15 protein-coding genes, 2 tRNA genes and 1 pseudogene are annotated in these 15,259 nt (G+C 41.4%); 13 read left to right on the top strand and 5 right to left on the bottom strand.

Features of this window, described 5'->3' with window-relative positions; translation table 11 throughout:
• Positions 1 to 3: 3 nt before the first annotated feature.
• The 3 genes from NT136_00605 to NT136_00615 all read right to left on the bottom strand — a co-directional run bounded on the left by NT136_00605 (position 4) and on the right by NT136_00615 (position 1,145).
• Positions 4 to 510, bottom strand: coding sequence for a DUF4446 family protein (locus NT136_00605; GenBank protein ID MCX6765452.1), 507 nt, complete (start codon positions 508 to 510; stop codon positions 4 to 6).
• 312 nt (positions 511 to 822) lie between these two features.
• Positions 823 to 909: transfer RNA gene (locus NT136_00610), tRNA-Ser, on the bottom strand.
• A 149-nt stretch (positions 910 to 1,058) separates the two neighbouring features.
• Positions 1,059 to 1,145: transfer RNA gene (locus tag NT136_00615), tRNA-Ser, on the bottom strand.
• Between the two features lie 180 nt (positions 1,146 to 1,325).
• Between NT136_00615 and NT136_00620 the strand changes: the two genes are divergently transcribed.
• The 9 genes from NT136_00620 (at position 1,326) to NT136_00660 (ending at position 9,809) form a co-directional block, all read left to right on the top strand.
• The gene (locus NT136_00620) at positions 1,326 to 1,880 is read left to right on the top strand and encodes a class I SAM-dependent methyltransferase (protein MCX6765453.1); all 555 of its coding nucleotides are present in this window, start codon (positions 1,326 to 1,328) and stop codon (positions 1,878 to 1,880) included.
• 65 nt (positions 1,881 to 1,945) lie between these two features.
• On the top strand, positions 1,946 to 3,361 hold the full coding sequence (locus NT136_00625) for an extracellular solute-binding protein (GenBank protein MCX6765454.1): 1,416 nt from the start codon (positions 1,946 to 1,948) through the stop codon (positions 3,359 to 3,361).
• Positions 3,362 to 3,404: 43 nt separating this feature from the next.
• Positions 3,405 to 4,016 (top strand): hypothetical protein, encoded by a 612-nt coding sequence (locus NT136_00630; GenBank protein MCX6765455.1) that lies wholly within the window; start codon positions 3,405 to 3,407, stop codon positions 4,014 to 4,016.
• 32 nt (positions 4,017 to 4,048) lie between these two features.
• On the top strand, positions 4,049 to 4,504 hold the full coding sequence (locus NT136_00635; protein ID MCX6765456.1) for a PrgI family protein: 456 nt from the start codon (positions 4,049 to 4,051) through the stop codon (positions 4,502 to 4,504).
• Between the two features lie 106 nt (positions 4,505 to 4,610).
• Complete coding sequence (locus NT136_00640; protein ID MCX6765457.1) at positions 4,611 to 5,297, top strand: hypothetical protein; 687 nt, start codon at positions 4,611 to 4,613, stop codon at positions 5,295 to 5,297.
• 4 nt (positions 5,298 to 5,301) lie between these two features.
• Complete coding sequence (locus NT136_00645) at positions 5,302 to 7,113, top strand: ATP-binding protein (GenBank protein MCX6765458.1); 1,812 nt, start codon at positions 5,302 to 5,304, stop codon at positions 7,111 to 7,113.
• Positions 7,114 to 7,129: 16 nt separating this feature from the next.
• A complete protein-coding gene (locus NT136_00650) occupies positions 7,130 to 7,660 on the top strand; it encodes a hypothetical protein (GenBank protein ID MCX6765459.1) in 531 nt (176 codons plus the stop codon).
• Between the two features lie 83 nt (positions 7,661 to 7,743).
• Positions 7,744 to 9,270, top strand: a complete 1,527-nt coding sequence (locus NT136_00655; GenBank protein MCX6765460.1) for a YifB family Mg chelatase-like AAA ATPase — start codon at positions 7,744 to 7,746, stop codon at positions 9,268 to 9,270.
• Positions 9,271 to 9,296: 26 nt separating this feature from the next.
• Positions 9,297 to 9,809 carry an ORF6N domain-containing protein gene (locus NT136_00660; protein ID MCX6765461.1) on the top strand — a complete coding sequence of 171 codons (513 nt, stop codon included), beginning with the start codon at positions 9,297 to 9,299 and terminating at the stop codon, positions 9,807 to 9,809.
• Between the two features lie 368 nt (positions 9,810 to 10,177).
• On the opposite strand, the gene NT136_00665 is transcribed toward NT136_00660, so the two are convergent.
• Entirely contained in the window at positions 10,178 to 10,546 is a 369-nt protein-coding gene (locus NT136_00665; GenBank protein MCX6765462.1) for a hypothetical protein, read from the bottom strand.
• Positions 10,547 to 10,905: 359 nt separating this feature from the next.
• Between NT136_00665 and NT136_00670 the strand changes: the two genes are divergently transcribed.
• From NT136_00670 to rsmA, 4 genes and pseudogenes are all read left to right on the top strand, one after another.
• Positions 10,906 to 11,715, top strand: coding sequence for a hypothetical protein (locus NT136_00670; GenBank protein MCX6765463.1), 810 nt, complete (start codon positions 10,906 to 10,908; stop codon positions 11,713 to 11,715).
• Between the two features lie 54 nt (positions 11,716 to 11,769).
• A pseudogene (locus NT136_00675) lies at positions 11,770 to 12,456 on the top strand (G5 domain-containing protein).
• Entirely contained in the window at positions 12,451 to 12,735 is a 285-nt protein-coding gene (locus tag NT136_00680) for a septal ring lytic transglycosylase RlpA family protein (protein ID MCX6765464.1), read from the top strand. The pseudogene NT136_00675 and the gene NT136_00680 overlap by 6 nt, the downstream one beginning before the upstream one ends.
• An 87-nt stretch (positions 12,736 to 12,822) precedes the next feature.
• The gene (rsmA, locus tag NT136_00685; protein MCX6765465.1) at positions 12,823 to 13,605 is read left to right on the top strand and encodes a 16S rRNA (adenine(1518)-N(6)/adenine(1519)-N(6))-dimethyltransferase RsmA; all 783 of its coding nucleotides are present in this window, start codon (positions 12,823 to 12,825) and stop codon (positions 13,603 to 13,605) included.
• A gap of 7 nt (positions 13,606 to 13,612) precedes the next feature.
• On the opposite strand, the gene NT136_00690 is transcribed toward rsmA, so the two are convergent.
• Positions 13,613 to 15,232 carry a UbiA family prenyltransferase gene (locus tag NT136_00690; protein MCX6765466.1) on the bottom strand — a complete coding sequence of 540 codons (1,620 nt, stop codon included), beginning with the start codon at positions 15,230 to 15,232 and terminating at the stop codon, positions 13,613 to 13,615.
• Between the last annotated feature and the right edge of the window lie 27 nt (positions 15,233 to 15,259).

Genomic DNA, 15,259 nt, shown 5'->3' on the forward strand with positions numbered 1-15,259 from the left:
ATTCTAAACTTTTTCTTCTTTAATCGGGCTGGCGATTTTTATCGCTTGTTTTTCTTCTTCCGTCAGCGGATATTTTTTGGACTCTCCCCTGATAACGGGCTTAGCGTATACCCGAGTTCCTTCCCGGGTATGAAGAGAAGAAATTACAATGCCGGAATTTTTTCCATCAAGAAGCGCAATAGCAAAACTCTGATCTCCGCCTATATCTTTGAAAGGATTAAAACGAATCACTCCTATTTTATGCAGTCCCCGAAATGAAAGCGCGTTGATTTTATTTGATATTTCGAAAAGTTCCTGAATTTCTTTGTCCAGTTCTTTAAGGGATTTTGAGTGACTGGCGATAAGCGCTTCCAGGTTTTGACCGTCTTTTCCGGCGAAAAATAATTCACTTCTTTTGTTTATTGATCTTATTTGTAATAGGTTAAAAATGCCAAAGACAATGGCAAGAATTCCCAAAGACAGGGTGCTTATTATCAGTATTGTTATATTGGATTGGACCCAGTCATTCATAACGTTTTTGATAACTAGAGCTTATTTCACGTTAGCATTTATTTCCCCTTGTGTAAAGAAAAAAAGGCAAATGGCGGTTTTTCTAGAACCCGTAAGAAAGCGGAGGGTACAGGAGTTGAACCCGTAATCCGCTAGGCGGGAAACCGCATTTTCCGCCAAAGGTGGACCAGCCGTTGGCTGGCGAGTTATATAAGCGAAAGAGGTGAGATTTTCACCCCGCACCTATAAAAATTTTATAAATTTGCGGCGGGAGAGGGATTCGAACCCCCGGTACCCTTTCGGATACACCTGATTTCGAGTTCCCGCACAAAGCGGAAGGAGTGAGATTCGAACTCACGGTCCCGTTTCCGAGACACCGCATTTCGAGTGCGGCCCATTCAACCACTCTGGCATCCTTCCACTATATGCGGGACGCAGCAGGCCTACGTGTCCCGCACCAATTTTTGGTGCGGGATTCAACCACTCTGGCATCCCGCCAAAATTTTGGTGCGGGGCGGGCTCACAAAGGGATTGCTCCCTTACGGCTTTTTCTCGACCCCGTAAGAAAGCGAAGGGTATAAGAGTTGAACCTGTGAGGGGATTGCTCCCCAACCGCATTTCGAGTGCGGCGCATTAGACCACTCTGCCAACCCCCCGCTTCTCTACGGGGCGAGGCCGCTTCCTTTATTGAATCTCGGCCACTCTTCCAATTATATAATAGCAGATTCAGGATGATCCCGCCTAGTGGGATCATTTTGCCATTTTTGTTTTTTGTTGTAAAATTGATAATATCTGGGAAATAATGATTACCTCTATTTTTTAAGTGGTGCTAATTTATGCAAACCGGATCTTCCGCAATTGAGAGATTTATTAACCCCCTGTCTATTATCAGACAACTGGATGTCGTTCCGGGAAATGTGGTGGCTGACTTTGGTTGCGGAGCCGGATATTTTTCAATACCTTTCGCTCAAAAAATAGGAAAAGAAGGGAAGGTGTACTGTCTAGATGTATTGCCGCAGGCGCTGGAGGCGGTGGAAAGCCGGGCCAAGATAATGGGAATCACCAATATTATTACCCGACGGGTGAATCTGGAAAACAAGCAGGGATCGAAACTCGATAAAGAAAGCGTTGACTGGGTAGTGCTGAAAGATATTCTTTTTCAAAACCAGCAAAAAGAAGCTATTATTGAAGAGGTACATCGGGTGCTAAAACCCCAGGGAAAAACACTGATAGTGGAATGGAATGATAAAGATTTTTCAATCGGGCCGGATAAAAAATTGAGAGTGTCACTGAAGACATTGTCGAAGACGGTAGGAAAGCATAAATTTTCCATTGAGAAAGTGCTGGAAGCCGGCAATTTTCATTACGCGATGGTTTTAGCAAAGCACTAAAGCATCTAATCCAAAAAATTAGCAAATGCGGATAGTAACTCTTTAACATTTTCGTTCTAAAAACGATGCAATCAAAAATAAAAATACTGGTAGCTTTCATAGTCCTTACTTCTTTGTTTTTTTTCTCGGGTTGCTTGAAGAAAAAGGAAACCGTTTATAAAGTTAATCTGGAAATCTGGGGCGTTTTTGACAACTCCGATGCCTATGGAAAAATTGCCCAAGCATACCGGGAAATAAATCCTTTTGTCGGTGAAATAAAATACCGCAAGTTCGAGGCGGATAATTACAAGAGAGATCTTCTTGACGCTCTGGCTTCCGGACAGGGGCCGGACATTTTTTTCTTCCACAATACTTGGCTTCCTTCTTTTGCTGATAAAGTCGAGCCGGCTCCCGATTGGCTTCTGGGAGAGCAGGAATTTCGTCAAAATTTTGTGGATGTAGCCGCTAATGATTTTTTGGACAAAAGCAAAGTATACGCCGTGCCGCTAAGCGTTGATTCACTGGCACTTTACTATAATAAAGATTTATTCAATGCGGAAGGAATTACCTCCCCTCCTGCCACCTGGAAAGAGTTAGTAGAAGATGTTAAACGGCTTACCAAAATCGATCAGTTTGGAAACATCGTCCAGCAGGGAGCGGCTCTGGGAACAGCTTACAATATCAATCGGTCCACCGATGTTCTGGGTTTGATAATGATGCAAAAAGGTGCCCAAATGATCAATGAAGACAGAACTCAAGCTGCCTTTGGCTATCCTGTTACCGTTGGCGAAAAATCCATTCAAGCGGGAGAAGAAGCATTTGATTTTTACACGCAGTTTGCCCGCTCCAGCTCGCCCCAATACGGCTGGAATTCGCGGATGCATTATTCCATTGATTCTTTTTTTGAAGGAACAGCCGCGATGATGATCAACTATTCTTGGCACTATCCGACCATCAAAAGCAAAAATTCAAAGCTGAATTTTGCTGTTGCTCCCGTTCCTCAATTCCAGGGAACCCCTCCGGTCAATTACGCTAATTACTGGGGGCTGGCGGTGGCTAAAAATAAAATAATTTCTTCTCCTTCTAATCCGCAATTGACAGGAAGTGAAGAAGTGGTGCCGGACAACAAAGTGCGTATTCATGAGGCCTGGCAATTTTTGAAATTTTTGGCGATAAGAAACAACGGAAAAATTACTCTGGTAAACGGCATCACCGGAAACAGCAAGGAATTCCCCGTCAGCATTGATCCGGTGGTTGAATACCTGAAAGAAACCGGAAATCCGGCGGCGCGAAGGGACATTATTGAAAAACAAAAAAGCGACCCAATTCTCGGCTCCTTTGTTTATGGCAATTTAATCGCCAAAAACTGGTATCAAACCGAACCGGAAGCCATTGAAACAATACTGGCCGAAGCCATTGATTCGGTTAACCGGGGAAAGATGACTGTCCGCGACGCGCTGGAGCTGGCCGAAACGCGAGTGAGCCAGCTAATGAGAAAGTAATTTTTCTTTATTGCTAATAATTATTAATATCAACTAATTCCCTATGAATTTTAAAAAATATTATTTAATAGCGACTGCCAGTGTTATTCTCGCCTTAATTTTTCCTTTTGTTTCTTTAGCCCAATGCAAGGCGGAAGGAAATGTAATAGAGTTTTGCAATCCTCTCCGGTTCAACACGGTGCAGGAAGTTTTAGCGAGCTTAATGGCTTCCCTTCAAGGAGTAATTGTAGTCATCTCTATTATTTTCATAATTATCGGGGCGGTGTTTTACATTACTTCGGGCGGGAGCGAAGATCGGATAAAAACCGCCAAGAAAGCCATTCTTGCCTCAATGATCGGACTAGCTATTGGAATTGCGGCACCGACATTCCTAAAGGAAATATCAAGCATCTTAGGATGGACAAATCAGCCACCGGAGTTACAACAGGCGAAAAGCATTGCCGAAATAGCTCTTAGTGTCCTGAATTTTCTTCTGGGAATTGTCGGGGCTCTGGCGCTCATTATGATGATAATTGGGGGAATTATGTATCTCACCGCAGCGGGAAACGAGGACCGAATTGATGCAGGCAAAAAGATTTTCAAGTTTTCCCTAATTGGAATTGCCGTGGCGCTGGCATCGCTGGTTATTATCAGACAAATTGCCTTGTTTTTTTAATCAATATTTTTTAACGCAAAGAATTTAGACCAATGCTATTCAATGTTCCCCAATTTATTGATGTGGAAGACAAAGTGGCCGGTCCCTTCACGGCCAAGCAGCTTCTTTGGATGTTTGGAATGGGCGCGGTACTGCTAGTGCTCTGGAACATACTTGAAAAACCGGCTTTTTTTGTTTCCGCTGTTCCGATAGTTGCTCTTTTTATGGCTTTGGCTTTTTATCGCCCCTATAACCAGCCACTAATAAGATTTATTCTTTTTTCTTTACTGTTCCTTTTCCGCCCCAAGGTGTATGTGTGGAAAAGAATTCCTCATAAAATAGCATCTCAGGCAGGAAAGAAAAAAACGCCTGCTACGATGGAAAAAGAAAAAAAGAAAATGCTCAATCCGGAAAATATAGAAGCGTTAGCGCGAGTGCTGGACAGCGAGGGCAGGGAACGGAATGAAAAAATTATGGAGATAATAAAGAGAAATCAAAAATCAAAATGAAAAAATCAAGATTCTAAATCAAAATTAAAAAATTTTTAAGTTCTAAGGTCTCTTAATTTCAATTTTTTATCTTTTTGCATTTTGATATTTGATTTTTAATATTGCTATGGAGTTACTACATTCGAAAAAATTAACCGCCGGGAGTGGAGCCAGCACGCAAAAGTACGTGGACGTTGAAGAGATTAAAAACGGAGTTATCGTTCTTAAAAACGGGTCTTTGAGGGCCATTCTTTTGGTCTCTTCCATAAATTTCGAGCTTAAGTCCACGGAAGAGCAGGACGCAATCGTCGGCCAATATCAAAACTTCCTTAATTCTCTGGATTTCCCTGTTCAGATTATTGTCAGTTCCCGACGGCTCAATATTGGTCCCTATCTGGATTTTTTAGGGGATAAAGAAAGTCAGCAGACGAATGAATTATTGCGGCTCCAGATTTCCGAATACATAAACTTCATTAAAAATCTCACCGAGGTCTCCAATATAATGTCCAAGTTTTTCTATATCGTGATCCCCTTTTCTCCAGTGGAAACAAAAGAAGGAGGGCCTTTCCGGAAACTCACTTCAATGTTCAACCCTCGACAGTCAATACTGCGCAAGCGAGAACTTTTTGAGACATACGAAAACCAGCTGTGGCAAAGAGTGGATCACGTGGTTGCCGGGCTGAGCGGAACAGGAGTAAAAGTTACTCCTCTGGGTACTGAAGAGGTAATTGAGCTGCTGTATAATTCCTATAATCCAACAATCTATACCAACTCAATCGTCCGGGAGATTGAAAATATTGAACTAGGAAAATAAAATTATGTTTGATCTGGGAAAAAATAAAAAAGAAAAAGACACACTGCTGGAAAGCGAAGAACTTTATCAAGCAGGAGAGGCAACTATTAAGGACTTGATTGCTCCGGCGGCGGTGAAGATTAATGCCAACTATATCCAAATTGGCGAGACCTACACCCGAACACTTTTTGTCATTACCTACCCCCGTTATCTTCACACTAGCTGGTTTTCGCCGATTATCAACATTGATTTTCCGCTGGACATCGCCATGTTTATTCATCCGGTTGATACCAACGAAATCCTGAAAACTTTGCGCAAATCCACCACCCGGGTGCAGTCAGAAATTCACTTGGAGGAAGAAGCCGGAAAAATTCGCGACCCGATTTTGGAAACCGCCCTTCGGGATATTGAGGACTTGCGCGACAAGCTTCAGCAAGGGACTGAAAAATTCTTTCGATTCGGTCTTTACATGACCGTTTACGGGAAGAGTTATGATGAAGTAAGCAAGATCTGCCAGCAAATTGAGGCCATTTTAGAAGCGCAACTGGTTTACGTGAAGCCGGCGGTACTTAAAACCGAACAGGCCTTTTCTTCCACGCTGCCGCTGGCTAACGACGAGCTGGATGTCGGGAATAATCTCAATACCTCCCCTCTTTCCACCACTTTTCCTTTCGTTTCTTCCGACCTTTCCTCCAATGAAGGAATTCTTTACGGCATCAACCGGCACAACAATAGTTTAATTCTTTTTGACCGGTTCAATATGGAGAATGCTAATATGGTGATTTTCGCCAAATCCGGAGCCGGGAAAAGTTATTCCGTGAAACTGGAGGTGCTGCGCTCGATGATGCTGGGGACAAACGTGATGATTATTGACCCGGAAAACGAATATAAATATCTGTGCGAAACGGTCGGCGGAACCTTTGTTAAAATTTCTTTGGACTCCCATTTTCACCTCAATCCCTTTGATCTTCCTAAAATCAAAGAAGACGAAGATCCGGAAGGAGTTATCCGCAATACCATCGCTAATATTATCGGTCTTCTTCATCTCATGCTCGGATCAGTCACGCCGGAAGAGGATTCAATTTTGGATCGAGCCATTCGAGAGACCTACGCGGTGCGCGACATTACTCCCCAGAGCAACTTCCAGTCGTTTACTTCCAATTCTTTCCCGACGATGTCCGATCTTTATGAAGTGCTGCGCAATATGGAGGGAGCGGAATCGCTGGCGATGCGTCTTGAAAAATACACCGAAGGAATTTTTTCCGGCTTTCTCAATAATCCCACCAACGTGAATATTGACAACCAGCTGGTAGTGTTCAACATTCGCGATTTGGAAGAGGAACTTCGCCCAGTGGCGATGTACGTTGTTTTACAATTCATCTGGAATGAGATGCGTTCGGAGCTAAAGAAGCGTTTAGTAGTAGTGGATGAGGCCTGGGTAATGATGCAAAATGAAGACGCCGCTTCTTTTATGTTTGGCATTGCCAAAAGGTGCCGCAAGTACTACACGGGACTTACCACTATTACTCAAGACATTACTGACTTTTTGGCTTCCCGCTACGGAAAGCCGATTGTCACCAACTCCTCGATTCAGTTGCTTCTCCGCCAGTCGCCAGCGGCCATTGAAACAGTAGTGGAGACGTTTTACCTTACCGATCAGGAGAAATTTCTGCTTTTGGAAAGCAACGTCGGGGAAGGAATATTTTTTGCCGGCACCAAGCATGTGGCGATTAAAATCATCGCTTCCTATAGTGAGGATCAGATTATTACTTCCGATCCACGCCAGCTGCTGGAAATAGAGCAAGCCAAAAAAGAATTTGGCGAGGAAAAAATGTAGATATTGAATTATCTTTATGTCCGAGCATGATCACAGGAGACGTTTGGCAGAAGCCAGAAAAAAATATCAGGATACGAAAAAAATTGCGGCTGAAGCCAAGACCTTGGTAAAATCCGCCACTCCCTGGGGAGTGTTTTCTTTACTTTCCCAATTTAATTTATTTGCTGACTGGGTCTACGCAGCAGCGCTCGCAGCAGCTATTTTTAAAGATTTTTTTTTAGACCTTATATTTGGTTTTATTCCTGCTGTTGGAGCAGTAATAACTTGGCTCGTTTCAATTTTTATTTTTTTCATGATGATTCTTTCCAATACGCTAGAAAAAGACCGCACTGTCTTTCAGCGAACACTTATAAGATACATAACTCGTTTTCTAATCCTGATCCTAGTTACAATTTGTGAGTCTATCCCAGCGATAGAAGTATTACCACTGGAGACAATTGGAGTCATTGCAATTTATTTGTTTACTTTAGCAGCTAGGAAAAATGCAGAAGAAGTTAAAAAGAAAGCAAGGACCGCTCAGGCGTCAATGGAGGAAGAATATGTATAATAAATCAAAAATCAAATATCAAAATGCAAAATTTTATCCTTTTTAAATTTTGATTTTTACATTTTGATTTTAGCGCAGCGCTTATGCCTTCTAAAATACTTTCCGCTGCTACTATTGGCCTTGATAGTGAAATTGTAGAAGTGGAAGTGGATGTTCTGGGCCAGGGACTCCATAATTTTACCATCGTTGGTCTCCCCGACACGGCTATCAAAGAATCACGCGACCGGGTTAGTTCGGCCCTCAAGAACAGCGGCTTCAAGCCGGCTCATCGCTGCGGCCGGATTACCGTGAATCTGGCTCCGGCTGATCTTCCCAAGCTAAGTCCGATTTATGATCTTCCCATTGCCCTTGGACTCATTTTAGCTACCAATCAGGTCCATTTTGACTTCAAAGGAAAAATGTTTGTGGGAGAGCTGGCTCTAGACGGAACAGTGCGCCCGATTCACGGAACTCTTCCCATCGCGCTTCTTGCCAAAGAAAAAGGAATAAAAGAACTTTATGTTCCACGAGAAAACGCGCCTGAAGCCAGCGTGGTCAGGGAAGTCAGAATTATTCCGGCGGATAATTTTTATTCTCTGGTCAGTCATCTTATCGGAGAGCAAATTATTGATTTTTTTCCGGAAGTGAATTTTGAGGAATTATTTCAAAAAGAAGAATATCCGCTGGATATGTCCCACATCCACGGTCAGGAACATGCTAAACGAGCTCTTGAGATTGCCGCCGCCGGCGCCCACAACGTGATTCTCAACGGTCCTCCCGGATCAGGAAAAACGCTCCTGGCCAGGACAATGCCTTCCATTCTTCCCCGCCTCAATTTTTCCGAATCGCTGGAAATCACCAAAATATTTTCCGTGGCGGGGAAGTTGTCCAAGAACAGTGGTTTGATTACCGAGCGCCCTTACCGCTCTCCTCATCACAGCGCGAGTGCTGTGTCATTGGTGGGCGGAGGAACTTATCCCAAGCCCGGTGAAATAAGCTTAGCCCACCGGGGAGTGTTATTTTTGGACGAATTCGCCGAGTTCCCCCGAAACGTGATGGAGAATCTCCGCCAGCCGCTGGAAGACGGAGTGATATCAGTATCTCGCGCCAAGGGATCGCTTGAATTTCCGGCTCGCTTCACTTTGATCGCGGCCATGAACCCCTGCCCGTGCGGCAACGCGACTGATCCAGAGCGCCTCTGCTCCTGCAGCCCGGCGCAGATCATCAAGTACCAGCGAAAAATTTCCGGTCCGATCTTAGACCGTATTGACCTTCATGTAGAAGTACCGCGGCTCAAGTTTGAAAAATTGCGTGAGGATGGCCGCGGAGAAACCAGTGTTCAAATCAGGGAACGGGTAGAAAAAGCCAGAGAAGTTCAAAAAAAGCGTTTTAAAAATCTGGATATTATTACTAATAGCGAAATGAGTTCCAATCAGATAAAAAACTTCTGTCTTCTGGACAATCAGTGTATTGAACTCCTTCGCAGTGCTGTCACCACGCTGCACTTGAGCGCCCGGGCATATCATCGTATTATTAAGATCGCTAGAACCATCGCGGATCTCGCCGGAGTGGAAAAAATCCAGCCGGCCTACATTGCCGAAGCGGTACAGTATCGGTTTAAGACGGAGTAAAACTATTAATTTTTAATAAAACAAAAATGAAAAGCATAATCCCACAGGAAGTCATTGAAAATAAAATACTTCTCATAAGAGGTAAGAAAGTTATTCTGGACAAGGATTTAGCCGCTTTTTATCAGGTTGAAACTAAAGTTCTTAACCGGGCTGTTAAAAGAAATATTGACCGTTTCCCGGAAGATTTTATGTTCCGCTTAAATAAAAACGAGTTTGACAATTTGAGGTTCCATTTTGGCACCTCAAGTTACGGAGGAAGGCGCTATATTCCTTTTGTCTTTACCGAACAAGGCGTGGCTATGCTTTCCAGCGTTTTAAAAAGCAAAAGGGCTATACAGGCCAACATACAAATTATCCGGACTTTTACCCGGCTCAGGGAAATAATAATCAGTAACCGCGAACTTCGTATTAAAATTGAAGAAATGGAAAGAAAAAATGAAAGCAAATTCAAGGTTATTTTTGATATTATTAAAAAACTTATAGCCACCCGGGAAAAAGAGATAAATCCAAATAAACGGATCGGCTTTAAAGCTAAATAATCCTGGGTGGTTTTAGAATATTTAGAAGGTATCCTAGGCGCGTTTCAGCAAAATAAAAGAGGCAGAACGCGGTTGCGAACTGCCTCAAACCTTATTATTACTTTCCTAACAAATTGTTAAGAAAGTTGACTATTATCCCTTTCCACCTCTTATTATACCACGGTAGGTTTTTGGAAGTGTTATACGGGATTTTCCTGGTTTTCAACTGTGGCATTTTTATTCCTCCTTTATTTCATATGCCATTCCTGCGAAAGCAGAAATCCAGTAAACAAATTTTATCTTATTTCTCTTTTTCAAAACCACTTTTCACAAAATGATTTTAAAAAGAGAGGCAAGAGAATCAGATTCAATCCTCTTGCCTCAAATTATCATAATTTCACCCCTTTCAATATTTTGGAACAATGCTTATCACAATCCTCTTTTTGATATAAGTTAAGTCCGTGCTTGCAGATAATACAAATGCCAAACTTTTTCTTTAGAAAAATAATTATCTCCCTCGCTTCTTCTTCCTCTTTCCATTCCTTGCCTTTTTTATCTAGCGTCTTTATTAAATTGGGAACATCTCCTTCGTAACATCCTATTCCATCATCAACAAATGTGACTCTGCAATCGCCTTTTTTCTCGTCGTAAATACCTTCCCGATTCCATTTAATATCCAAGACATCATTTAAATCCCAAAGATCAATACAATTATCATTTCTGATTTCTTTCACTATTTCTTCCAAATTCTTCTTCATTTTAATCCCCTTATCCCTGCCTTTCTTATATTTCCATCAAAGATGGATTATACAAGTTAAGGACTTATAGGTATATTTTTCTGAGGTGATTTATCAAAGAACTGCGTTAAGATTTTTGTATTCGTATGTGCCCATTCGTAGTGGGCTATTCGGATACCTCATCTTAACAGCCCATTATACTCCTAAATTATGGAAATGTCAATATTAAGCGTCAAGCAAATCAGAATAATTACTAATCTTAAATAAATAATCCTTTAGTAAAGCCATTATTGACAAATTATGCCAGTTTGATATAATATAAATGTTGACGGATAATGCCGACATAATTAAGTAGAAAGTTTATAAAGTATGTAAAGGAAATGGAGATAAAAAGTGTTTTAAAACAATTCGGGCTGGAAGGTAAAAAGGCGGATGTATATTTGGCGGCTTTGGAGTTGGGAAGCGCGACGGTAATTGAAATTGCTAAAAAGGCAGAAATTAAAAGAACGACAGGATATGATATTTTGCTGGATCTGGAAAAGCTGGGCTTGATTTCGGAAACTATGAAAGGCAGAAGAAGATTTTTTATCGGCGAAGACCCGGAAAATATCCAGAAAAAGTTAAAGGAAAAAGAAAGCTTGTTTTCTGAAATACTCCCCCAGTTAAAGTCGGTATATAATATTAAAGGCGTAAAGCCAAAAATAAGATTTTACGAAGGAAAAGAGGGATTAAGAGAAGTTTATGCTGATACTCTAAAATATTCCGGTGAAATGCTGGCTTTCGCCTCGGAAGACGTAGCAAAGGTTTTAGGAACGGACTGGGTGAATAATTATCTCAAAACTCGAACAAAAAAAGGGATTCGTGTTAGGGCAATTATGCCGGGCACCGAATTTCTGACCAAGGAAATAATTTCCCGTGACCGGGAACAGCTTCGGACGACAAAAACAATTAATCCTAAAAAATATCCGTTTTCCATTGAAATAAATATATATGGCTATCAAAAAGTGGCTTTAATGTCTTCAAAGGAAGAAACCGGCTTGATTATTGAAGGCGCGGAGATTTATAATACTATGAAGCTTATTTTTGAACTTTTGTGGGATAATTTGCCGGAAATAAAGTTGAAGCCGAAAGAGGAACTTGATAAAAAGACCAACATAGCTGAAGATGATGAAGATGACTTGGATTATTGAATGAAGCGCTGAAAAATCGCGGATTAAAAAGATTAAAGAACTGCTTAAAATCTAATGTTAAATATTGAAAACAGAAAATTAGCACGGCAAATTGAAGCCGCATTTTTGGCGGTTTCATTGTCTTGGATTATCGCTAGTTGCACCTTTGCCAAAGGAAAAAATCCGGATTTTTCAGATGTTGATAAAAAGATAGTGTTTAATGACGACGGATTGGTTTTTGAAAATATTTCTTCCCAAGCCGGCACGGTCGGTGAATTTTTAGAGGAACAAAAAATAAGCATCAAGGAAGGGGATAATATCATTCCTTCTCTGGACAATAAAATATTTTCCGGACTGAAAATAATTATTCAGCGGGGAAAAGAAGTTGTAATAAGCGTGGATAAAAAGAAAATAGAAAGTCATACCTTACTGGCAAATGTTGAAGGAGTGCTTTGGGAAAATGGAGTAAGTATAAGCGAAGATGATGTTACTTCTCCGACTAGATTATCGCCAATTTCTGACGGGAGCGAAATAAAAATTACCCGGGTTGTTATTAAAGAAGAAGTTAAAAAGGAGAACATTAACTTTAAAACAATAACACAGGAAGATGAAAAACTTAGCTGGCGGACCAGAAAAGTGACCCAAAAAGGGGAGAAAGGAATAAAAGAACTGCGCTACCGAGTTGTGTTTCATAATGGGCAGGAAATTTCCCGGAAACTTTTGGAAACACAAATCACAAAAGAGCCAGTTTCGGAAATGGTGGTGCAAGGAACATACGTGAAGGTGGGCAAATCCCATACTGGCACAGCCACCTGGTATTCTTTTCGCGGCGGGCTTTTCGCCGCCAGCCCCTGGCTGCCGATAGGAAGTTATGCCCGGGTGACTAACAAAGAAAATGGGAAACAAATAATTGTAAAAATCAACGACCGCGGTCCGTTTGGAGATGGGCGCATTATTGATCTGGACAAAGTAGCATTTGCCAAAATCGCGCCGCTGGGACAGGGCGTAATTTCCGTAAAAGTGGAAGAGATCATAAATTAATTTTGAGAAATAAAAAGGCGCGTGGAGATTGCATTACACAATACTGCGGCCGCAGTATTGTGTAACACGAACTTCATTTGTTATTATATGCCCACCAAGTTAGGTCAAAATTTTCTGGTTAATAAAGATGTCGTTAAAAAGATTATTAAAACGGCAGGTCTAACGCCTGATGATTTTGTTCTGGAAATCGGGCCGGGGAAAGGGATATTGACAGAAGAATTGGCAAAACACGAGGGAAAAGTTATCGCTGTTGAAATTGATAAAAAACTGGTGAATTTGTTACGTAACAAATTACATAACTGCAAAAATGTTGAAATTGTGAAAGGAGATATTTTAAAGATTAATTTAACTAAACAACTTACAACTAACTACTTACAACGTATAAATTACAAAGTAATTGCGAATTTACCTTATTATATTACGTCGCCGATCATTAGGCTTTTTCTGGAAGCTGATAATCCACCGAGCGAAATGATATTGATGGTTCAAAAAGAAGTAGCCGAGCGGATTGTCGCCCAGCCGGGCAAGATGAGCATTCTATCAGTGGCGGTTCAATATTACGCAAAGCCGGAATTATTATTCACAGTCGGGAGGGAAAATTTTGATCCGGTGCCGGAGGTGGATAGCGCAGTAATAAAAATATCAAATATCAAAAATCAAATATCAAAATTAGAGAGTAAAGAATTTTTTAGAATAGTGCGGGCGGGATTTTGCGCCAAGAGGAAAACGCTTGCCAATAATTTGACCAACAGTTTTCATCTGGGGAAATATGAAGTGGAAGAAAAAATAAAAAAAACCGGATTTTTGCCAAATGTCCGAGCACAGGAGCTTTCAGTTGAAAATTGGAAGAAATTGGCGGGATTGTTCTAAGGAAGCTCTACAGGAAAACTACTTTCATCATTATCATTCCGTACAAAACCACTACTCCCAAAATCCACCACGGCAGGCGCCGCGGATTTATACTTTTATTAATAATTATCCAGAAGGCGAGACCGCCGAAAAACAGCGCCCACCAGAACAGCCGCGGTTCGTTAAATAATATCACACTCAAAACGAACGAAAGAAAAATTCCCGCGCCCACGATAATTTTTCCCCACTGTTCGCCAAAAAGGACGGGAACGGTGTACACCCCGTTTTTTTTATCTCCTTCAACGTCCTTGAAATCCTTGATGGGAAGCGCCAAAGTATAACCAATTACTAGAAGCGCCACAATGGAAAAGGGAAGGCCTTTTATATTCTGCTCAGGCGAAACCAGTATAAAACCGGAAAACAAAATCAGAAGTGATGCAATGGCGCTCACAAAGGTCGAAACAAAGGCAAATCGTTTGAGCCGCAGGGGCCAGCAAGAGTACAACCAGGCGATGGCTTGATAAACCAGAAGTAGCAAGGCGATTTTAAAATTAACAATGGCGGAAAACAAAATTGAAACCAAAAACAAAATCCAGCCGATGGTCTTGTATTCTTCCAGCGTAAATGTTCCTGTGGCCAGCGGTCTCGTCTGGTTGGTTATTTTATCAATATCTTTATCCTGAATGTCATTGATCACCACTGATGCTAGCCAGGCGCAGAAAATGGATGACAAAAGAACCAAAAAACTGGAAACATTAAAAAAATTAAATGTGATCCAGCTATCAGTAAAAATAACTGCCAGTCCCATTCCCACCATAAGCAAGCCGCCGTGATAGATGAGCTGAGGGAATCTGGCATTTTTCAAAAAAGCTAAAAATCTGTTTTTCCAGTCAAAGAACACCCCCAGCAAGACAATTCCAATTAAAACCAAGGAATAAACCAAGCTCATCTTTATATTAAGGGTACTGACAATATCAGGGATTTCCCGCGAAAAAATTCTTGCCGGCGTCAAAAACATCTGGGCGACGTCTACATCCGTAACCGCTAAAAATCCTTTGGAAAAGCCCTTGACAGCAATAGTTATCCAGGAAGGAAAAGTCCCTAAAACAAAAAAGACAAGATAGGAAAGAAGGAAAAGGAACAAGGATTTTAGAATATTTTTTGATTTCAGAAAACTGTATAAGCCGATAAAGAGTATGGCAATAGCTACTTCTATTCTCACTCCGTAAGTCACTCCGATTTCCGGCGTGCTGCCGAAAAATGTAAAGAATCTAGTTATCAGTCCTTTGAGCCCGTCGAATTCATAAAAACTCCAGAATCCTTTTCCGTGGGAAATAATATAGTCCGCGATGGGAGGAGTAAGAATAATTAAATATCCCCAAAGGAGGACATTGGAAATTTTTCGAAAATCAGCGGATAAAATTCTTTTTAAAATCCACAAGAAAAGCAGATAGGCGATCAGGAAGAAGAGGAAGGTGTGAGTGAACTCGTAAAAAATAAAAAGTCCGGATCGGGAGCGAAAACCTTCCAGCCAGTTTTCAATGAGAATTCGAATTATTATAATGGCTGAAAAAGAAGCCAGCCAGAACCAGAAAGTAACGGGGCTGTTTTCAATCCGGTCAATAATTTTAGGCAAGAACTTAGCCATAATTTTAAATCTGGCATTAAAAGTATT

The sequence above is a fragment of the Candidatus Moraniibacteriota bacterium genome, from assembly GCA_026396275.1.
Taxonomy (GTDB): domain Bacteria; phylum Patescibacteriota; class Minisyncoccia; order Moranbacterales; family JAPLXC01; genus JAPLXC01.